Source organism: Actinophytocola sp., assembly GCF_050699935.1.
Lineage (GTDB): Bacteria > Actinomycetota > Actinomycetes > Mycobacteriales > Pseudonocardiaceae > Actinophytocola.
The window spans coordinates 106,431-125,263 of record NZ_JBOHGB010000004.1 but is presented as its reverse complement, the minus strand read 5'-3'; the positions used below and the strand labels follow the sequence as shown (position 1 = coordinate 125,263).

Annotated in this window: 20 protein-coding genes; 2 read left to right on the top strand and 18 right to left on the bottom strand. The window is 66.7% G+C overall.

The annotated features are described in order from the left end of the window. Positions 1-174 precede the first annotated feature (174 nt). Entirely contained in the window at positions 175-1,446 is a 1,272-nt protein-coding gene (locus ACRDTB_RS03205; RefSeq protein ID WP_431428374.1) for an ABC transporter substrate-binding protein, read from the top strand. Between the two features lie 46 nt (positions 1,447-1,492). Here ACRDTB_RS03205 and ACRDTB_RS03200 read toward each other — a convergent pair whose 3' ends face one another. From ACRDTB_RS03200 to ACRDTB_RS03135, 14 genes are all read right to left on the bottom strand, one after another. Further along, the gene (locus ACRDTB_RS03200) at positions 1,493-2,221 is read right to left on the bottom strand and encodes an ABC transporter ATP-binding protein (RefSeq protein ID WP_431428373.1); all 729 of its coding nucleotides are present in this window, start codon (positions 2,219-2,221) and stop codon (positions 1,493-1,495) included. Positions 2,222-2,223: 2 nt separating this feature from the next. Continuing rightward, positions 2,224-3,054 (bottom strand): ABC transporter ATP-binding protein, encoded by an 831-nt coding sequence (locus ACRDTB_RS03195; RefSeq protein ID WP_431428372.1) that lies wholly within the window; start codon positions 3,052-3,054, stop codon positions 2,224-2,226. Then, positions 3,044-4,036, bottom strand: a complete 993-nt coding sequence (locus ACRDTB_RS03190) for a branched-chain amino acid ABC transporter permease (RefSeq protein WP_431428371.1) — start codon at positions 4,034-4,036, stop codon at positions 3,044-3,046. The genes ACRDTB_RS03195 and ACRDTB_RS03190 overlap by 11 nt, the downstream gene beginning before the upstream one ends. Before the next feature lie 12 nt (positions 4,037-4,048). Then, the gene (locus ACRDTB_RS03185) at positions 4,049-5,017 is read right to left on the bottom strand and encodes a branched-chain amino acid ABC transporter permease (protein ID WP_431428370.1); all 969 of its coding nucleotides are present in this window, start codon (positions 5,015-5,017) and stop codon (positions 4,049-4,051) included. A 488-nt stretch (positions 5,018-5,505) separates the two neighbouring features. Then, positions 5,506-6,156 (bottom strand): cyclase family protein, encoded by a 651-nt coding sequence (locus tag ACRDTB_RS03180; protein ID WP_431428369.1) that lies wholly within the window; start codon positions 6,154-6,156, stop codon positions 5,506-5,508. Between the two features lie 35 nt (positions 6,157-6,191). Beyond that, on the bottom strand, positions 6,192-7,370 hold the full coding sequence (locus tag ACRDTB_RS03175; protein ID WP_431428400.1) for an ABC transporter ATP-binding protein: 1,179 nt from the start codon (positions 7,368-7,370) through the stop codon (positions 6,192-6,194). A 42-nt stretch (positions 7,371-7,412) separates the two neighbouring features. Then, a complete protein-coding gene (locus ACRDTB_RS03170) occupies positions 7,413-9,044 on the bottom strand; it encodes an ABC transporter permease (protein ID WP_431428368.1) in 1,632 nt (543 codons plus the stop codon). Between the two features lie 103 nt (positions 9,045-9,147). Continuing rightward, positions 9,148-10,209 carry an ABC transporter substrate-binding protein gene (locus ACRDTB_RS03165; RefSeq protein ID WP_431428367.1) on the bottom strand — a complete coding sequence of 354 codons (1,062 nt, stop codon included), beginning with the start codon at positions 10,207-10,209 and terminating at the stop codon, positions 9,148-9,150. Between the two features lie 12 nt (positions 10,210-10,221). After that, entirely contained in the window at positions 10,222-10,887 is a 666-nt protein-coding gene (locus ACRDTB_RS03160) for a GntR family transcriptional regulator (protein WP_431428399.1), read from the bottom strand. Between the two features lie 47 nt (positions 10,888-10,934). After that, positions 10,935-11,279, bottom strand: coding sequence for a carboxymuconolactone decarboxylase family protein (locus tag ACRDTB_RS03155; protein ID WP_431428366.1), 345 nt, complete (start codon positions 11,277-11,279; stop codon positions 10,935-10,937). Between the two features lie 71 nt (positions 11,280-11,350). Beyond that, positions 11,351-11,605, bottom strand: a complete 255-nt coding sequence (locus ACRDTB_RS03150; protein WP_431428365.1) for a hypothetical protein — start codon at positions 11,603-11,605, stop codon at positions 11,351-11,353. A gap of 25 nt (positions 11,606-11,630) precedes the next feature. Further along, the gene (locus tag ACRDTB_RS03145; RefSeq protein ID WP_431428364.1) at positions 11,631-13,355 is read right to left on the bottom strand and encodes a UGSC family (seleno)protein; all 1,725 of its coding nucleotides are present in this window, start codon (positions 13,353-13,355) and stop codon (positions 11,631-11,633) included. Further along, complete coding sequence (locus tag ACRDTB_RS03140) at positions 13,352-14,227, bottom strand: alpha/beta fold hydrolase (RefSeq protein WP_431428363.1); 876 nt, start codon at positions 14,225-14,227, stop codon at positions 13,352-13,354. The genes ACRDTB_RS03145 and ACRDTB_RS03140 overlap by 4 nt, the downstream gene beginning before the upstream one ends. Next, positions 14,224-14,643 carry a hypothetical protein gene (locus tag ACRDTB_RS03135; protein WP_431428362.1) on the bottom strand — a complete coding sequence of 140 codons (420 nt, stop codon included), beginning with the start codon at positions 14,641-14,643 and terminating at the stop codon, positions 14,224-14,226. Before ACRDTB_RS03135 ends, ACRDTB_RS03140 begins: the two co-directional genes overlap by 4 nt. An 816-nt stretch (positions 14,644-15,459) precedes the next feature. On the opposite strand from ACRDTB_RS03135, the gene ACRDTB_RS03130 reads away from it, so the two are divergent. After that, positions 15,460-16,071 carry a MarR family winged helix-turn-helix transcriptional regulator gene (locus ACRDTB_RS03130; protein WP_431428361.1) on the top strand — a complete coding sequence of 204 codons (612 nt, stop codon included), beginning with the start codon at positions 15,460-15,462 and terminating at the stop codon, positions 16,069-16,071. A gap of 13 nt (positions 16,072-16,084) precedes the next feature. On the opposite strand, the gene ACRDTB_RS03125 is transcribed toward ACRDTB_RS03130, so the two are convergent. The 4 genes from ACRDTB_RS03125 to ACRDTB_RS03110 are packed head-to-tail and all read right to left on the bottom strand — an operon-like array spanning position 16,085 to position 18,832. After that, positions 16,085-16,825, bottom strand: a complete 741-nt coding sequence (locus ACRDTB_RS03125; RefSeq protein WP_431428360.1) for an SDR family oxidoreductase — start codon at positions 16,823-16,825, stop codon at positions 16,085-16,087. Positions 16,826-16,850: 25 nt separating this feature from the next. Beyond that, entirely contained in the window at positions 16,851-17,156 is a 306-nt protein-coding gene (locus ACRDTB_RS03120; protein WP_431428359.1) for a DUF1330 domain-containing protein, read from the bottom strand. A gap of 22 nt (positions 17,157-17,178) precedes the next feature. Beyond that, entirely contained in the window at positions 17,179-17,985 is an 807-nt protein-coding gene (locus ACRDTB_RS03115; RefSeq protein WP_431428358.1) for an ABC transporter permease, read from the bottom strand. Between the two features lie 16 nt (positions 17,986-18,001). After that, positions 18,002-18,832, bottom strand: a complete 831-nt coding sequence (locus ACRDTB_RS03110; RefSeq protein WP_431428357.1) for an ABC transporter permease — start codon at positions 18,830-18,832, stop codon at positions 18,002-18,004. Position 18,833: the final 1 nt, after the last annotated feature.

Here is an 18,833-nt window from a genome sequence, read left to right as displayed (position 1 = left end):
GTGTGTGGGTCAACCCGTGGTCTCAATAGCACCTCGAAGGTGTTCGGAGCCACGGGACGCTCCTACCCTTACAGGACAAGCCGGGCGGAAGATGTCGTGTTTCCGCCGAGCGGGTACTTCGCCCGGCCGGGACCGTCGTCGCCGCCCATCATCCTCGGGTGAGGGGAGGAGGACATGCGAACGTCGTTTTTTCGGCGGTCCGTGATCGTGTTGAGTGCGACCGTACTGGTGGTGACCGCGTGCGGGGACAACGGGGGCGGGGGTGGGGGTGGCGACGGCGAGGTCGTCGGTGAGGGCGATGGCGTACTCCAGCTGGGATACGTCCTTCCCGAGACCGGACAGCTCGCGTTTCTCGGGCCACCCCAGATCCAGTCGACGAAGTTCGCGATCAAGACCATCAACGACGCGGGCGGGGTGCTGGGCGAGCCGATCCCCGAGCCGGCGGCCGGCGATGAGGCGGGCCAGGAGGGCGTCGCCGTCCAGTCGGCCGGCCGCGTTCTCGCGTCCGGGGTGGACGCGATCATCGGTGCTGCCGCGTCCGGGATGTCGCTGGCGTTCATCGACCGGGTGACCGGTGCCGGCGTGGTGCAGTGCTCCGCGTCGAACACCGCGCCCACGTTCACCGACTACGACGACGGCGGGTTCTACTTCCGTACGGCGCCGAGCGACTCGTTGCAGGGGCCGATCCTCGCGAACGTGATCCGCGAGGACGGGCACGACCGGGTCGCCATCGTCGCCCGGGCCGACGACTACGGCCGTGGTCTCCTGGAGTCCACCCGGCAGGCGCTGGAGGAGGCCGGTGCGACGGTGGACCTCGCGGAGACCTACGACCCCGAGGCGACGAACCTCGCCCAGCTCGCGCAGCAGGTCACGGGCGCCAACCCGGACGCGGTGGTCGTGATCGCGTTCGAGGAGGGCACGCAGATCATGCAGCGGCTCATCGAGACGGGTGTCGGACCGCAGCAGGTCGGCGTCTACGGCGCCGACGGCCTGCGCAGCGAGGAGCTCGCCTCCCTGGTGTCGCCGAACAACCCCGGAGTCATCGCCGGGATGAAGGGCACCGCGCCCGCGTCGGCGGAGAACGCCGAGTACGTCAGCCAGCTCAAGGAGTTCGCCCCCGATCTGGTCGAGCTGCAGTACGCCCCGCAGGCCTACGACTGCGTGACGATCATCGCGCTCGCCGCGGAGCAGGCCCGGTCGGACGACCCGGCCGTATTCGCACCGGAGATCGTCGGCGTCACCAAGGACGGCGAGAAGTGCACGTCCTTCGAGGACTGCAAGCGGTTGCTCGAGGACGGCGCCGACATCGACTACGACGGCGTGAGCGGGCCGCTGGACTTCGTCGACGTCGGTGAGCCGGGGCGGGCCACCATCGAGGTCTATGCCTACAACGAGCAGGGCAAGCTCGAGACGTTGCGCACCGAGGAGAGCGTCGGCGAGGGCTGATGTCCACAGTTGACGACACAGTGAACGACACAGTGGACGAATCGGGTCAGCGCGCGCGGGCGAGGGTGCCGAGGTAGAGCTCGATCACCTTCTCGTCGTGGAGCAGTTGCCCGCCGGTGCCGGTGTACGCGTTGGTGCCCTGGTCCAACACGTAGCCGCGATCGCAGATCTGCAGGCACCGGCGGGCGTTCTGCTCCACCATCAGGATGGCGACGCCCGCCGCGTTGATCTGCTTGACCCGCTCGAACACCTGGTCCTGGTGCGTGGGGGAGAGCCCCGCGGACGGCTCGTCGAGCAGCAGCAGCCGCGGCTCCATCATCAGCGCACGCCCCATGGCCAGCATCTGCCGCTCACCACCGGACATCGAGCCCGCCTTCTGGCGCCGGCGCTCGGCGAGCACCGGGAACAGCTCCTCGACGACCGCCGACCGCGCGGCGAACGCCCGCGGCCGCAGGTAGGTGCCCATCCGCAGGTTCTCCTCGACGGTCAGCGTCGGGAAGACGTTCTGCAGCTGCGGCACGTAGCCGACCCCGCGCGAGACGAGCTCGTGCGCCGGCCGGTTGGTGACGTCCTCGCCCGCCAGCAGCACCGCGCCCCGGCGCACCCGCAGCAGCCCGAACATGGCCTTCACCAACGTGGACTTGCCCGCGCCGTTCGGGCCGATCACGCCGACCAGCTCGCCGGACCCCAGCACGAGACCGCAGCCGCGCAGCACGTCCACGCCGGGGAGGTAACCGGCCACCAGGTCGTCGGCGACCATCAGCTGATCAGCCATGGTTACGTCCTCGCTTCCGGGTCGTCGTGGTGCCGGCCGAGGTAGGCGTCGATCACGTCGGGGTCGCGGGCGATCGTCCGCGGCGGGCCCTCGGCCACGATGGCGCCCTCCGCCATGCAGATCACCCAGTCACTGATGCCCATCACCACGTCCATGTCGTGCTCGACGAAGCACACCGTCATGCCCTCGTCACGCAGGCTGGTGATGTGCTCGAGCAGCGACTGCGTCAGGGCCGGGTTGACCCCCGCCATCGGCTCGTCGAGCAGCACCATCCTCGGCCGCACCATCAGCGCACGGGCCAGCTCCAGCAGCTTGCGCTGCCCGCCGGAGAGGGTGCCCGCGTACTCGTCGCGCATGTGCGCCAGCCCGAACCGCTCGAGCAGTTCCTCGGCCCGCCGCTCGATGTCCTTCTCCTGCCGGCGCCACACCGGGGGCAGCAGGGACAGCAGCATCCGCTCGCCGCGCTGGCCGGTGGCCGCGAGCTTCAGGTTCTCCAGCACGGACAGCTTGGCCAGTGCCTTGGCGAGCTGGAACGTGCGGACCAGGCCCCGGCCGGCTACCCGGTGGGCCGCGTACCCGGTGAGCGGTCGCCCGTCGAACGTCCAGTGCCCGCCGTCGGCGCGGTCGAACCCGCTGATGACGTTGAACAGGGTGGTCTTGCCGGCCCCGTTCGGCCCGATGATCGACGTGATGGCGCCGCGCTGCACCTCCAGGTGGTCGACCCGCACGGCGGCCAGGCCGCCGAAGGCGCGCGTGACGCCGTCGAGCACCAGCATCGGGTCCGGCTTGGACGTGCCCGGCGTGCACTCGACATCGGCGAGGTCAACGGACATCGAGCAGCATCTCCCTCCTGCTGCCGAGGATGCCCTGCGGCCGGAAGATCATGAGCAGCATGAGGCCGAGCCCGACCAGGGCGAACCGCACGGCGCCGACCTCCGGCGCGCTGATCACGTCCGCCGAGACGACCCTGGCGCTGATCGCCTGCCGCAGGGCACTGTCGAAGAAGGACAGGACCGCCCAGAACAGGATCGAGCCGACGATGGGTCCGAGGACCCGGCTGGCCCCGCCAAGCATCAGCAGCGTGTACAGGAAGAACGTCACGACGGGGTCGAAGCTGTCCGCGCTCACCGACTGGTTCTGGATCGCCAACATCATGCCGGCCATCGCCCCGACGGCGCCGCCGAGCACGAGGCTCTGCAGCTTGTAGGCGTAGACGCTCTTGCCGAGGCTGCGCGCCACGTCCTCGTCCTCGCGGATGGACCGGATCACCCTGCCCCACGGGCTGTGCACCAGCAGCGCGACGATCGCCGAGACGAGGACGACCAGGCCCCAGGTGAAGACCAGCACCCACAACGTGCGCGCGTCGAAGCGCACCAGCCACACGCCGTAGGAGTCCCGCGGGATCGGGTTGACGGTGTAGAAGTCGTTCGCGAACCGCTGCAGGCCGAACACCCCGCCAGTGACCGGTTCGGCCCAGCTCGACCGGTAGAACAGCCGCAGGATCTCGCCGGCCGCGATGGTCGCGATGGCGAGGTACTCCGCACGCAGTCGCAGTGTCGGCAGGCCGAGCAGCAGGGCCAGCACCACCGCGGACGCCAGCCCGATGAGCACCCCGGCCCACAGCGGCAGCTCGAAGGTCGACACCGACGCCGCGACCCCGTACGCGCCCACCAACATGAACGCGACCTGGCCGAAGTTGAGCAAGCCGGTGTATCCGAAGTGGAGGTTCAGCCCGACGGCGGCCAGCGCGTACGCCGCGGCGACCGGTCCGATGCCGGACCGCAGCGCGTCGGCGACGATGACCTCCCAATCCACTGTGGACACTCCTTAGCCGACGCGTCCCGGGCGCCCGAGAATGCCCTGCGGGCGGACCAGCAGGACGACGATGAGTGCCAGCAGCGCCCACGCGTTCTGCAGGTCGATCGGGAACCACAGGCTGGACATCTGGGCGACGACGCCGATGACGAAGCTGCCGGCCATGGCGCCGTAGGCCGAGCCGAGGCCGCCGAGGATGATCCCGGCGAACATGAGCAGCAGCAGCCGGAAGCCCATGTCCCAAGTGATGATCTCGGTGAGCCCGAAGAAGACCCCGCCGAGTGCCGCCAGCCCGCCGCCGAGCATCCACACGACGAGGATCACCCGCTGCACGTCGATTCCGGACGCCTCGGCCAGATCGCGGTTGCTGGACACTGCCCGGACGGCCGTGCCGATCCGCGTCCGCTGCAGCATCAGGGCGACCCCGACGAGCACCAGCACGGACAGCGCGACGACCGTCAGGTCACGGGGGGTGATCCCGACCGGCCCGAGGTCGATCGCGCGCTGGATGTCGTACTCCCGGTAGGACGCGGGCCGCGTGCCGAACAGCACCAGCACGATGTGCCGCAGCAGCAGCGACAACCCGATGGTGACGATGAACAGGCTGATCAGACCGGTGCCCCGGCTCCGCAACGGTCGCCACATGCCGCGCTCCAGAACCCCGCCGAACAGCGCGCCGAACGCGACCGCGATGAGCGCGGCCGGGATGATGTGCCAGCCGGGTCCACGGTCGGTCACGTTGAGGAAGAAGGCGACCACCGCGCCGATCGTCACCAGTTCGCCGTGCGCGAAGTTGATCAGGTGAGTGGTGCCGAAGACCAGCGAGAGGCCGACCGCGGTGATCGCGATGATCGCGCCGAACTGGATGCCGTCCACGAACGCCTGCAGCGCCCGGTCCGCGAGCCTCGGGCCGCGCGGTACCTCGTCGCCTTGCGCCCACGCGGTGCCCGGAGCCAGCGCAACGAGCAGAAAGGCGATCATCAGCACGAACCGTCGACAGTGACACACGGTAACAGCTCATCCAGGACGCCCTAGCAGAGTTCAGTGTAAGCGCACGTCGGTGCGCACAGCTGGATACGGCAGGATCGTTACGACATGTAGCGACTAGCGGCCGTCGTCGCCGACGGAGCGGGCTCGGGGCGCCACGTTCCGCAGCAAGCTTCCGTTTGTGTCCAGGTCACATCGGTCCGGCGGCCCGACTGCTCACCGCGACGGCGGGCGGGCTGAGCGTGTCCTACCCGTGCCAGCCGACGCGGGTGCGCAGGCCCACGCGACCACGACTGGGCTCGGGTGCCATCCGCGCTTCGTGGCGAGCCGGACGCGGCACTGGCTGCCGGCCCGACGCTCGATCAAGGATCCGAGCGAGAGCCCCGCTCACGGCCGCGTCGTCTGGCTTGGACCGCCGGAGCACGGTGGCGAATCATCAGTCGAGCCAACGCGGAGCAGCCGGACGGGGCTTGGCGAGGCGGTTACCCGCCGTGGAGGACCACCCTGACCGGCGCGCCGTCGGCGGCCTCGATGGTGAGCGGGAATGCCGTGCAGTTCATCCGGACGGGCCTTTCCCGGGGGAGGTTGGTGAGGTTCTCGATCAGTGGTAGGTCGGCGCCGAGCAGCGTGTGGTGGATGGGGAAGTCGAAGTCGTCGCCGCGCAGCGCCATTGGCCGGTCGACGGTGAGGAAGTCGACCCCGAGCAGTTTGGCACCGCGCGCCAAGACCCAGTCCGCGACCTCGGCGGAAAGGTGCGGATTGTCGTAGTACGCCGGTTGTCCGTAGTGCCGCGACCAGCCGGTGGCCAGCAGGAGGATGTCCCCCTCGCGGACGGTGTGGGCACCGAGCCGCAGGTCGGTCAGGTGAATCATCGTGCTCGGCTTTGCGCGAACCGGTATCACAAGCGCGGATCCGTGGCATTCGTCCAGGTCGATGTCCTGGATCGTGCGTCCGCCTTCTATCGCATGGCTGGGTGCGTCCATGTGAGTACCGGAATGCGTGGTCAAGGCTACGGAGGTGACGTTCAGAGGGTGACCGTCCGAGATGGTGGCGAACTGGTGCACCTTGGTCGGTGGGAAGTGTGGGATCTGCATCATCGATGTCGTGACGACGTGCGAGCAATCGCGCACCATGTGACCGTCCGTTCGCTTCCAGTCGGGGCAGTGGTTCAGTCGTCGAGCCGGTAGCACTTGATCTCGTCCGGCGGTATGTGGACATACACGGTCCGCTTGCCGCCGATGGGCCATCCGTTCTGGCGACTGACGACGGTCGACGCTCCACAGGCGACCTTCACGAGCACGGACTCGCCCTGGAAGCTCTCCAGCGTGACCTCTCCGTGCCATACGTTTGGTGCGGTGCCCGGACGGTCCGTGGTGATCCGGACCGAACCGACCTTGAAGTACAGCTGGACCGGCGCGCCGGGATCGGGCCGATGATCGCCGGTGACCGCCAGGACCTGGCCGCCTTCGGTTCGCACGGTGAAGGCGCGGTCGTCGGCGTGATCGTGTTCGGTGACCTGTCCATGCACTCGGTTGGTCGATCCGATGAACTCCGCCACGAACGGTGACGCCGGCTCGTTCCAGACGTGAGAGGGGGTGCCGAACTGGACGATCTTTCCCTCGTTCATGATGACGATCCGGGAGGAGATGCTGAACGCCTCCTCCTGGTCGTGGGTCACGTACACGGCGGTGAATCCCAGTGCCTCGCGCAGCTCCAGCAGTTCCAGCCGCATGTCTTGGCGTAGTCGCGCATCGAGGTTGCTCAGCGGCTCGTCGAACAGGATGATCTTGGGATTGCCGGCGATCGCCCGCGCCAACGCCACGCGTTGCTGTTGACCACCGCTGAGCTGGGAGATGCGGCGGTCACGCTCGTTCCACAGCCGTACCCGTCGCAGGGCGTTCTCGGCCAGCTCGATGGCCTTGCCCTTGGCGACCTTGCGCATCCGCAGCCCAAAGATGACGTTCTCGGTGACGTTCATGTGTGGCCACAGCGCGTACTGCTGGAACACCATCGCGAGGTCGCGGCGTTCCGGCGGCACCATGACGTCCCTGCCTTGGCCGGCGGAGAACACGTCCCGCGACTCCAGGACGATTCGACCCGCGTCCGCTCGCTCGAGCCCGGCGATGCACTTCAGGGTCGTGGTCTTGCCGCAGCCGCTTGGACCGAGCAGCGACAGCACCTCGCCCTGCTCCACCTCGAGAGAAAGGTCGTCGATGGCGAGCTTGCCGTTGTCGTAGGTCTTGCGCAGACCGCTGATGGTCAACGCGACCACGTCCGTACCGTGTGGGCGGTCCGGCACGCCTTCCGGTGTGCTGACGCGGGAACGCGTCGCGCCGTTCGCGAACATTTTCACCGTCGGCTCCTCGTTTGTTTGGTCCGATGGCCGCGGTCACCGTCGCTCCGTGCCGCCGGTGAGCCTTGTCGCCACCGCGACAAGTGCGAACACCAGCACCACGTTGACCACGCCGAGTGCGAATACGTGAACGAAGTCGCCGACCTCGTAGCTCTCCCAGATGAGTACCGACATCACTTCGCTCGACGGCGTGTAGAGCAACAGCGACGCCGCGAGCTCACGGATGGAGTGATAGAGGATGATCGTCCCGCCGGACAGGAGCCCGGGAATCAGTAGGGGAACGAGAATCTTGCGAATCACACCGAGCCACGATGCGCCGAACACTCTCCCGGCGTGTTCGACCGACACGTCGATCTGCTGCATGGCGGTGACCGTGACACGGATCGCATAGGGCAGGAACAGTGCCACGTAAGCGGCGAAGAGAACGATCTTCGTTCCGTACACGCCCGCCGGTATCGAGATCCACATCCACAGCAGGGCCAACCCGAAGACGCTCGATGGCACTGCCAGTGGGAGCGACGCGACGTAGTCGAGTGCCGCGTTCATCCGGAACCTCGTACGGATGAGGAAAACCGCGATCGCCGCGGCGAGTACCGCCCCCGTCACCGCGGCGCCGACAGCGAGCACCGTGCTGTTGAGAATGGCGTTCGCCGCTCTCGGTGTCGCGAGGTCGGCGTAGTTGTTCAACGTCCAGCCCGACGAGAAATCGGGCGACACGAATGGTTGGAGTGAGCCGATGAGCATGGCGCCGAGTGGCAGCACCACCGATACGGCGACGTAACCCCAGCAGACGATGATCGCCGGGTAGCGGAGCCTGCCGAGGTCCGTTCGGGTTCCGCTCGATCCCCGTGTTCCGATGGAGGCGTATTCGCGTTTGCGGATCACCCGTCGGTTGATGGCGAGCCCGCCCACGGTGATGACCGTGAGCACGATGCCGAGCACCGCGGCCGTGTTCACGTCTGCCGGGAATACGGTGGTCAGTCGCACGAGCCTGGTGGCGATGACCTCGATGTTCCCCGGATTGCCCAGGACGCCCGGTATGCCGAACTGGCCGGCGGCGTTGACGAAGACCACGAGGACCGACGAGAGGATAGCCGGGAGAATCAACGGCAACGCGATCCGAACGAGACTGCTGAACCTCGTGGCGCCGAAGACGCGTGCCGCCTCGTCCAGGCCGGAGTCGAACGCCAGCAAGGCCGGCCGGATGTACAGATACGCGACGGGCGCGAAGTACAGGCCCATCACCCAGATGATTCCAGGCATCGTATAGACGTTGAGCGGGCCGATGCCCAGCACGTTCAGGCCCGCGTTGACGTAGCCGATCGACGGTGACAGAAGGAGGATCCATGCGATGGCTCCGATGAACGGGGCGATGAAGGCGGGGACCGTCACCGCCGTGTTCAGCAGCCGCGCTCCTGGCACATTGGTTCGGACGATGATGATCCCGAGGCCGAGACCGATGAACAGCGACAGCGCGGTGCTTCCGGTCGCGATGATCAGGGTGTTCAGGGCGAGCTGCGCGAAGTCTGCGTCGAACAGGCCGACGTAGCGGGACAGTGTGAAGCTCGCCGGCAGCCCCGGAGAGTTGGTTCGGAAGCTGCCGTACAACAGCAGCAGCATCGGCCCGAGTATCAGTACTGCCACCAGACCGAGCAGGGCGACGAGCACCACTACCCGTGCGACGCTGTAGTTCCTGACCGCGCCCAGGATCCGGAAGCGAGGTGTGCCTGCCACTGATTGAGTCATGGAATCACTCCGGTCGTCTGATCGGCTACCTCCCCATGGCGCTGTCGAAGGTGTCGTTGAACGAGTCGAAGTCCTTCGCCTGTGCTTCCGGATCCCGCTGTAGGAGGTTGACGTCGGTGAGCCGCGGGCGTTCCTCGGGAAGGGGCGTGACATCGGGCCGCGGGCTGTAGACGAACAGCGCCTCGGACAAGGTGTTCGCCGCGTCGGAGCCCGACAGGTACCGGAGGAAGCGCTTGGCCGCGTCCGGGTGGGGGGCCTTGGCCACGAGTGTGTTGTAGTCCAGCGAGTTGCCCAGTCCGGAAGTTGGGTAGGTGACGGCGAGCGGAGCGCCCTTCGAGACCTGTTCCCAGGTCGTGTGGTCGAACGTGATCGCGGCGTGGTACTCGCCGCTGACCAACCCGTTCAAGATCGCGCCAGAGTCACCGGAGAGCACCGGCTGCTGATCACGAAGCCGTTCGAAGAATCCCATGTCGATCGCCGGGTCGTTCGCCATCTGCCAGTACGCGTCATATCCGGCGGCGTCTTCCCGTGGGTCCAGCGCCGCGACCTTTCCCCGCCAATACGGATCGAGGAGGTCGTCCCACTCGTTCGGCACCTTGTCCTCCGGAACGAGCTTCGTGTTGTAAGAGATCGAGATCACCAGGACACGGGTGACGAACGCGTAGCCGTCCGGGTCGACATATGTCGACCCGTATTCGTCGCCCAACTCGACCGGGTCCGGTATGAACGGCGCGATGAGCTTGTCCTGCTTCGCTTGTTGCAGCAGGTCCCACGATGCGATGCTCAGAACATCGGCGACATTGCGCCCGGCAGCGTTCTCGGTCTGGAACCGCTGCCAGAGCTCGAATGTGCCGAGGCGTTGCACGGTCACCGGAATGCCGGTTTCCTTGGTGAACGCATCGGCGACCGGTTGGGCACCCGCGACGGGGATCGAGACGTACCAGTTGATCGCCTCGTCGTCGGAGTCTCCGCCTGTGGCACTGCTTCCGCACGACGCGACCAGGACCGCGACCGACAGTGCGGCAACGAATGAGGAGACGCCGGTCCAGGATTTTCTATGGGGCCGAACGGTGGTGACTCGGTGCATGATGTGACTCCCTCATGACGGCGAAGGGCCGGCGAGTGAGCGAATAGCGACGGCAGCCGCGTTGCGCACGTGCTGTGCGCAGACGTCACGAGCTTTCTCCGCGTCGCCTTCGCTGATCGCGCGGATGATTGCGCGTAGTTCGGACACGGTGTGGGTGGGCCGCCCCGGCTCGGCCAGGGTCGCCGCGCGTAATAGCGAAATTCGTGCGTGCAGGGTAGCCAGCAGCTTGGCGGCGGTCTCGTTTCCAGAGAACCGGAAGAGTAGGTCGTAGAACACGTCCTTCTCGTGGAGCACTAGGGACATGTCCCCGGCCCGGACGGCTTCTTCGACCGCGTCGACGGACGCGCTCAGCTCCGACACCTCGCTCGCGGTGGCTCGCCGCGCGCAGAGCATTCCGGCCAGAGACTCGAGAACCTCGCGCACCTGGTAGATCGATATCGCCTGAGTCTGTGACACCGTCGCGACGATCGGCCCTCGGTTGGGGACGATTTCCACGAGACCTTCGGACTCGAGTTGTCGCAGGGCCTCCCGCACGGATGTACGGCTTACCCCGGTCAGCTCACAGAGCTGCTTCTCGAGCAATCGTTCCCCGGGCAGGAACTGGCGTGACCGGATGGCGTCGCGGAGCCTTGCCGCGGTCTCCTGGCGGACCGGGGCCCCTACGGGGACAACTCTCATAGTCATGAGATCAACCTTACGAAACGTAGATGTACAGCCACGTGTTCTCAGGATTGTTGACCGTTCTCGTTCTCGGCGAGAACGGCGGCAAGAGTACGGAACGCGTCCAGCGCCGCGGGTAGTCCGGCGTAGACGGCGACCTGCATTACTACTTCGACGAGCTCCGCTTCCGTGCAACCGTTGCGAATCGCGCCGTGAACGTGGAGCTTCAGTTCCTCTGGCCGGTTGAGTGCCGTGAGCATCGCGACATTGACCAAGGACCGTGTCTGTCTGGGCAGGCCGTCCCTGGTCCAGACGAAGCCCCAGCAGAACTCGTTCACGAACGACTGCAGGGCCTCCGACCAACTGTGCTGGGTATTCGTCGCGCGGTCGACGTAGGCGTCACCGAGCACTTCTCGCCTGATCCTCAGGCCAGCACGTGCTCGTGAAGTGTCGGTCGGCGAAGTGTCGTCTCTGGGCTGGTTCATTCCGGATTGACGACCTCGACATCCGGCGACGTGACGCCGCGGGCGGTCAGCGACTCCGCGAGAAAAGACGCGATCATGTCCGTGGAGATCGTGCAGGTGGCGCAGTCGGGATTCTCGACCAACCGGTACTCCACGACCACCCGCGACCGGGTGTCGTCCACCTCCCGGAGCGTGAGCTGTCCCCCGTCGCGGTCCACCATCTTCTGCAGTTGCTCGAGAACAGCCACCGCCGCCTCGCGAGTGTCGGCCATTACGTCGTCCTCCTCCATTTGATCGTCAGCTCTCGTCGACAACCCTCACCCGCTCACGAACTGGTTCGCTGCGCGGCTGTGATCGGGTCGGCATGAACATGTCCTTCGCCCGGAAGGCTCCGGCGACCAGGACGGTGTAGTTCTCCCGATACTCGATGACCGGCAGAGTCATCCGGTCGGCTTGTTCCGGGGTGAGGCCGAACAGCCACCGATACTCGGCCTTGATGTTCCCGTCCGAGTACACCTTGCGCAGCGGCTCGATCATGCGGCTGACCGACTCATGCGTGTTGTGCCAGAGGAAGGTCTCCAGCGACAGCTTGCCGAAGCCATCGTCGGCGAGCGGTCTGGCGTGGTCAGGGCACAGCAGCAGCAATCGACCGAGCGGCGACCTCTTCTCCTCCTCGGTCAACCCACCGAAGACGGTGTCGAGATAGCCGACGCTCCAGTTGCCGGTGCAGTGCGAGGCAATCGCCTTCGCCAGCTGCTGGGAATCGGTGTGTCCCTGAATGCTGAGGTCCCATTCCCCGCCGGTGAAGAAGACGGTGACCACACTGTCCGTCGGGTCGAAACCCTGGCGGACGTGGTGCGGTTCCCACGGGCTCTCCGCCTCGTTCTCCGCCAGCACCACGATGTTCTTCCTCGGCGTACCGATCGAGTCGAGGTCCATGACGCCGTGCCGCCACTTGCCCAGGTTGCGCAGGCACAGCCCGATCGCCCTGCTGATGCGGATGTTCGCCGCGTTCTGCTTGCCCGGCCCGAGACAACCACGGCCGCCGTTGACCCCCGCCCGAGCGGCGATCGGCCCGTTCACCAGAACCAGCGGGGCGTGCGCACTGGTGGACATGAGCGCGACCCTGGTGGTGGTGCGGTGGTGGTTGGCGATGGCGCGGAGTGCCGCGGTGACGATGGGCACCTCGGCGGGACGGCAGCCCGCCATTGCGCAGTTGACGACCACGCGAGCCAGCGTGGCCTCGCCGTTGCCGGGCGGCAGCAGGCAGATCACCTCGTCTGGGTCCGCATCGATGGCGTCGAGCAGCCCGTCGACCCGGTCCCGCGTGGGTGGCCGTACGGGGTAGCCGTCGGTGCAGTCCCGCTCGAGCAGGAACTCGTCGACGGCTTCGTGCCATGACTCGCCGTCCACGACGGAAATATCCAGTGTGGACATTCGCTGCCGTTCTCCGGGCTCGGTGCCCGCCTCGCGGGGTTGCGTGGTGAGCAGGGTGATCAACTCGTCGATCACCGGGTCGGTCTGCGCCCGCGACTGCTCGGCGGTGAGGTTCGTGTAGGGGCGTTCAACCACGACGTACTGGAGTCCAGGCAACGCGAACGCGGCCGCGGTGGCGTCTATGTCGTCCTCGAAGCCGTCGGATGCGACGAGAATCGCCGGGCACTTCATGCGCTCCAACTGAACGCAATCGTGGGCCAGCCACGATGTGCAAGCGCCTCAATCGGCGGTGAGCGCGATGACGGCATCGGCCTCTGTGGCGGCTTGCTCCAGCAGTGACCGGTCGGACGGCATCGCTCCCGTGTACAGGTTCACGGTGAGGTCCGGGAAGTCGGCCGCGATCCTGGCGGCCGCATGCTTGAGGGCGACATCGCCGTTCGGCTTGCCGTTCCAGAGCAGCCCGAGTGTCTTGCCCTCAAGGCTGTCCGGTCGCGCGGCGAGGTGGCTGGACTGAGTCCGCTCACCGAAGTTGCTCGCCCGCGGATCGAGTATCTCGACGTTGCCCCGAGTGTGGTCAGCGCTCACGGCACAGGCCTCTCTGCTGAGTGGTGGAGGTGGGTTCGCATGGCGAAGTCGTGCTCGGCGGCGTCAGCGACGATGCCGGCGACGGTGTCCGGGCTCTCCACCATGGGAAAGTGCCCGACGCCACTGATGACTCCGGAGGTGACAGGGGCGAACAGCGCCACGGCCTCATCCAAATCGGACGGTAGGCAGGAGTAGTCGTACTCACCGGTGTGCAGGTGGACCGGACACCCGGCGTCCTCCGACTCGCGCGCGACGCGGCGAGCATCCCACTCGTCGCTGTAGAAACGCAGGTCGCCGTCGTAGACGCCCGGAGCGGACTGAGCATAGATCCAGCTGGTGTACCGCCTACGTGCTTCGGGCGTCCGCGGTGCGTTCAGCCCGAGCACATAGGTCGCGACCACCGTCGATCCGTCACACTGTGGATGATGAAGGAACGGGTTGCGCCGACCCGGCGACCGGGTCGGCGCTCCGAATGCGACGGCGCCCCGAACGGATGTCGACCGAGTGCGGGCCAGCAGCAAGGCGAGGCAGGCACCCATGGAGCACCCGACGACCACAGGCCGACGTAGGCCCACGGCAGCCATGAAATCCAGCACGGTGTCGCGGTAGTCCATCGTGGTGAGAACATGCTCACGACACCACCACTCACCGGCTGGCATGGACCGGCCATGCGCCGGCAGATCGAACGTGACGAGCTGATACCTGGCCAGAAGCGGGTGCCGCATCACCGGATGCCACTGACGGCCGTCGGCTCCCGCGGTGTGCAGGAACAGAATCGGCCGGCCACTCCCGACGGTCTCGTAGTAGACGGTGGCGATGCCGTGAGCCGTCGGCAGGTCCACGTAACGACCGACGATCTCGCGGCGGGTCATGGTGCCACCGACCGGAAGAGCGTGAGCCAGCGCTGGACCGCGGCCGCGTTCTGCATGAGTGCCAGCCGATCGCCCAACAGCAGGAACTCGGGTACCCGAAGCACGAGCGAGAACAGGTCCGCGTGCAGCGGCGGCGGAACAGGTTGACAGACCTGTCGCCACGTGGCCAGCGGAGCCATGAAACCGAAGCGCCACCCATGGCCGAGTGGTTCGACGGGGTGCCGCTCCATGCCGCCGGCGTGCAGCCGGACCCAGTGCTCGGTCGTGTCGACGAACAGCCCGAGCACACAGTCGCACTGCCGCGCGGCCACCGCGAACGGGCCATCCGACGCGGTCCGGGCGACGAGACCGGCGAACCACTCGTCTCCGAACAGCGCCCCGCACACCGGAACCGGTTCGGACAGCTCAGTTCGCATCCTCGCGCCTTTCACCCCACACCCGTAATACCGTAATACGGTATTACGGGTGAGTCCAGCCCTCACGTTGGGACGTTGGTGCGCCTCGGCACACCGTCGAGACGTTGGTCAGCGCCGGCCGCCGCTGGATCATCGACCGAGCCCACGAGCGCGGAGCACCGCATGACCGGGTTGTCGATGAGCGCCGCGTAGTCGATAGCGCGTCCTCTGGCGCACGCGCCCGCAGATCCGGGTATGAGTGCTTGGGCTCGAGCGGCGCTGGCCGGTGGCGCGGTCGTTGAACCTCGATGCCGGTGTCGACTGCTTCGGCCCCGGCAACTACGGCGACGCGGTGCTCGGCCGGGCAGGTACACGTTCCGCGCCGCGGAGAACACCGCCGCGACGAAATGGGCACCGTTCCATATCCGGCGTGGACTGTCGCAGGGTGACAGTGCGGCGGTGATCACCCGAATGGCGGCTGTTCGAGATGCAACCGGCTTCCGTCAAGGCTGGTCTCCTCCCGAAGCTCGCGGAGTGGGCCGATGGCTCCACGAGTCCACCGCGCTCCGCCTGACCTACGTCCTCCGGCACATCCACGACCTTGATGACCGCCGACGGCATCCCCGAAATCGCCCGGGTGCTACGCCTGGCCTACACAATGTGCTGGCGAGGTGATCTTGGTAGCGCGCCGGGTTTCGATCGGACGGAGAGCATGTGCATCGAGCGACCGGGTTGCCGAGGCCACTGTGGGGCGGCGTCAGCGGCGCGTGGGCGATACGCGAATCAACTTCGGAGTACCTACCTGGTTGCCGGACCTGTCGCCTTACGATTACCCGAATGAATCCGACACCTCGGACCGGGCGGCACACATTGACGGCACAGGGCAAGCAGCGAGGGTTCCGGTCGGCCAACCAGTTGCTCGACCAGCATCTGCAGCGCGCTCAAGCAGAGCATGGCGATGAGTTCGACGTGGTTCCGCTGTCGCTGACGTTGCTGCTGCACCGCGTCACCGGCATGTTGACCAGGGCAACCAGCATGGATCTCGAGCCGTTACAGCTCAGCCCGACGCAGTTCAACGTGCTTGCCGTGCTGCACCGTTCGGACGAGCCATTGACGATGCGGACTCTCGCGGCCTACTTATCGGTGCGTCCTCCAAACCTCACTTCGGTCGTGGACCAGATGGTGGCCAGAAAGCTAATCGCCAAGCAGGTCAGTCCCAACGACCGCCGTTCGTACCTCGTCGTCACGACCCCTCGTGGTGACCGGCTGATGGCAAGGTTCCTGCCCGGCCATTGGCAGATGATGAATGAATTCTACGGAGGGTTGAGCGCGACGGAGCGTCACCAGCTTGCTCGCCTGCTGGACAAGCTGCTCGCCAGCGTCCAGCCGGAGGACGACTCCGCCCAGGTCGCCGAGCGAATCGTCCAAGCCGCACTCGAGGCAACGTGACTTTGCCGTGTGGTTACATGAGGCCGCGATTGCTTCCGCCATCCACCGGTATGGATGCGCCGGTGATGAACCGGGCGTGCTCGGAGCACAGGAAAGCCGCGACGGCCCCGAAGTCCGCCGGCCTGCCCAGGGTCTGTGCCGGGATCGCCCTGCTCTCCATTTCTAGGTGCTCGCCGTAGACCTGGACGAGCCGGTCGGTCGAATGCAGTCCGGCTTGCAGTGAGTTCACCGTCACGCCATGAGCGGCGTACGCGGTCGCGGTGCTCTTGAGATAGCCCGTCAACGCCGCGCGCGCCGTCGTCGACGGGACCAGCTCGGGTATCGGCTGCTTGACGGTGATGGAGCTGATCGCCAGAACCCGACCCCAGTGGCGGTCCGCCATGCCGGGCACAGCAGCTCGACACATCGCGATGGCCGGCAACGCCGTGCCCTGCAACGCGTCGGCGTACGACTCCAGCGGAGCGGCCACGGCGTCGCCCGGAGGCGGGCCTCCGCCGTTCAACACGAGGATGTCGGGCGGCCCGACCTTGTCGTCGACCATGTCGAGAAACCGCTCGGCGCCCTCGACGGTGGATACGTCGGCTATGAGTGGCACCGCGCCCAGCCGCTGCGCCGCTCCGTTGAGGCGCGCCTCGCCGCGCCCGCACATGGCCACTCGAACGCCTTCCGCGGCCAACGCCGTCGCCACGGCCAGGCCGAGGCCGGCCGACGCGGCCGGGACGGCGGCGATCCGGCCGGTGATCCCTAGGTCCATCGGGCGGTCCTTGGCCGCTCGCGGGTCACGATTGGCCCTGGTCGTCGGCGCCCTGGACGATCACGCCGCGGCTGGTGGACGCCCGGTGCCTGATCTGTACGACCTCCTGGTACTCGGGGGAGTCGTACCAGGCTCGTGCCGCGCTGAGGTCGGGGAACTCGATTAGTACGACCCGGCCGGGCTGCCAGTCACCTTCGAGTCTCTCGGCATGGCCACCCCGCGCCAGGAAGCGGCCGCCGTGCGCCTCGACCAGCGCTGTGGAACGGGGGACGTACGTCTTGTATTCCTGCGGGTCGTCGACCTGAACGTCCACGATCACGTAAACTGACACAGTTCCGTCCTGTCCTCGCGGCTCAGCTCGTCGCCGACGTGATCCAGCGCTCGAGTCTCCAGAGCAGCATGCTGACACCCATGGCGATGATCAGAGCGAGCATCATGAGCGCGAACATGCGCTCGGTCTGCTGCAGTCCGTAGGCGTTCAGCAGCTCCTGTCCGAGCCCGGTGTCGGCGACGAACATCTCCGCGGACACGACCGTCACGAATGAGACGCTGAACCCGAGCCGGAGCGCGGCAACGATGGATGCCGCAGTAGACGGCAGGTAGACCTTGAAGACCGTTTGCAGCCGAGTACAGCCCAGAGTGCGTGCGACATGGGTCAGGATCGGCCGGATGTTGCCGACCGCCGCGATCGTCGTGATCAGAATGGGGAAGAAACCCGAGATCGCGGCCAACGCCAGCTTCGATGGCACGCCAATACCGAACAGTGCCAGCATCGCCGGATAAATCAGGATCCGCGGGATGCTGAACACGGCCGAGATCAACGGATCGAAGGCCTTGCGCAGGTAGGGTGACCGCCCGACGAGGACGCCTGCGGGCAGTGCGACCGCCGCGCCGACGAGGAAGCCCACCAGCACCGCTCTGAACGTGCTCCAGAGTGGGTCCAGCAAGGTGTCATCCGCGAACTCCGCGGCGAGCGCGTCGAACGTGGGAAACACGGTTGGCACCAGCCCGCCGCTCACGAGGCCGACACATTGCCAGACGATCAGTACGACAAGGAGAAGCGCGGCGTGCCCGAGTACGACCGCCGTTCGCTTGTGCCGAGGCGCTCCCTCGCGCAGTTGCGCCGGCAGGACCGCTTCTTGCGGGACCCTCACGCTCACGTCCTCACCTTCCAGGTCACGAAGTGACGGTGTCACGCCGAACACGACGCTCGGCGCGCGAGAGAGCCCAGCTGACGGCCATGGCCAGCACAGCCACGACAACGATCATCGACCACATGTCCGTGACTCGGAACTGTCGGTACGCTTCACCGGCCCGAAACCCGAGACCGCTGTCGGACTGGATGAATTCCATGGCGATGGTGGCGATGACGGCGTAGATACAGCTCAGGCGCACACCGGGGATGGCCAGGGGCAGTGCGGAAGGCACGATGATCGATCGCGTCATCCGCAGTCTTGAGCAGTTGAGCGAGCGGCCGAGGTTGAGCAGCGCCTGCGGAACTGCTCGTAGTGCGATGCAGGTGCTGACCGCGGCTGGGACGACGGCGGCGAAGGTCGCGATCAGGACGGGCGGCCAGATGGTTATTCCGAAGACGACCATCAAGATTGGGTAGAACACCACGATGGGCATCGCGTACAGGGCGATCAGGTAGGGCTCGAGAACCTTCCAGACAAACGGCAGCCGCCATCCGAACGTGCCCAGGAGAACCCCGATGACGCAACCGGCGGCCGACGACATCGCCACGGTGAGCCCGGTTCGGGCAAGGTCGCTGCCGAACTGGGCAGTGGGAAGCACGTCGACCATGCCGAGCAGGATCTCCGAGGGTGGTGAAAGGATCAGTGAGCTGATCGCCTCGAGCCGGGTCAACACCTCGAGACCCAGGATGGCGACGATCACCACCACCACGCGGAGGATGGCCGGAGAAGGAAGCCACCTTCTCGCCCGCATGGCCTTCCGGCGGCGGTTGGTCGGCGTGGCCGATTGCCGCGACGGCGCAGTCGTGACCATC

What these genes read in the sequence shown, in the direction of transcription:
- ACRDTB_RS03205 (WP_431428374.1), top strand. Translation starts at nt 175, where the DNA reads ATGCGAACGTCGTTTTTTCGGCGGTCCGTGATCGTGTTGAGTGCGACC.
- ACRDTB_RS03200 (WP_431428373.1), bottom strand. Translation starts at nt 2,221, where the DNA reads ATGGCTGATCAGCTGATGGTCGCCGACGACCTGGTGGCCGGTTACCTC.
- ACRDTB_RS03195 (WP_431428372.1), bottom strand. Translation starts at nt 3,054, where the DNA reads ATGTCCGTTGACCTCGCCGATGTCGAGTGCACGCCGGGCACGTCCAAG.
- ACRDTB_RS03185 (WP_431428370.1), bottom strand. Translation starts at nt 5,017, where the DNA reads ATGATCGCCTTTCTGCTCGTTGCGCTGGCTCCGGGCACCGCGTGGGCG.
- ACRDTB_RS03180 (WP_431428369.1), bottom strand. Translation starts at nt 6,156, where the DNA reads ATGGTGCGCGATTGCTCGCACGTCGTCACGACATCGATGATGCAGATC.
- ACRDTB_RS03175 (WP_431428400.1), bottom strand. Translation starts at nt 7,370, where the DNA reads ATGTTCGCGAACGGCGCGACGCGTTCCCGCGTCAGCACACCGGAAGGC.
- ACRDTB_RS03165 (WP_431428367.1), bottom strand. Translation starts at nt 10,209, where the DNA reads ATGCACCGAGTCACCACCGTTCGGCCCCATAGAAAATCCTGGACCGGC.
- ACRDTB_RS03160 (WP_431428399.1), bottom strand. Translation starts at nt 10,887, where the DNA reads ATGAGAGTTGTCCCCGTAGGGGCCCCGGTCCGCCAGGAGACCGCGGCA.
- ACRDTB_RS03150 (WP_431428365.1), bottom strand. Translation starts at nt 11,605, where the DNA reads ATGGCCGACACTCGCGAGGCGGCGGTGGCTGTTCTCGAGCAACTGCAG.
- ACRDTB_RS03140 (WP_431428363.1), bottom strand. Translation starts at nt 14,227, where the DNA reads ATGACCCGCCGCGAGATCGTCGGTCGTTACGTGGACCTGCCGACGGCT.
- ACRDTB_RS03135 (WP_431428362.1), bottom strand. Translation starts at nt 14,643, where the DNA reads ATGCGAACTGAGCTGTCCGAACCGGTTCCGGTGTGCGGGGCGCTGTTC.
- ACRDTB_RS03130 (WP_431428361.1), top strand. Translation starts at nt 15,460, where the DNA reads ATGAATCCGACACCTCGGACCGGGCGGCACACATTGACGGCACAGGGC.
- ACRDTB_RS03125 (WP_431428360.1), bottom strand. Translation starts at nt 16,825, where the DNA reads ATGGACCTAGGGATCACCGGCCGGATCGCCGCCGTCCCGGCCGCGTCG.
- ACRDTB_RS03110 (WP_431428357.1), bottom strand. Translation starts at nt 18,832, where the DNA reads ATGGTCACGACTGCGCCGTCGCGGCAATCGGCCACGCCGACCAACCGC.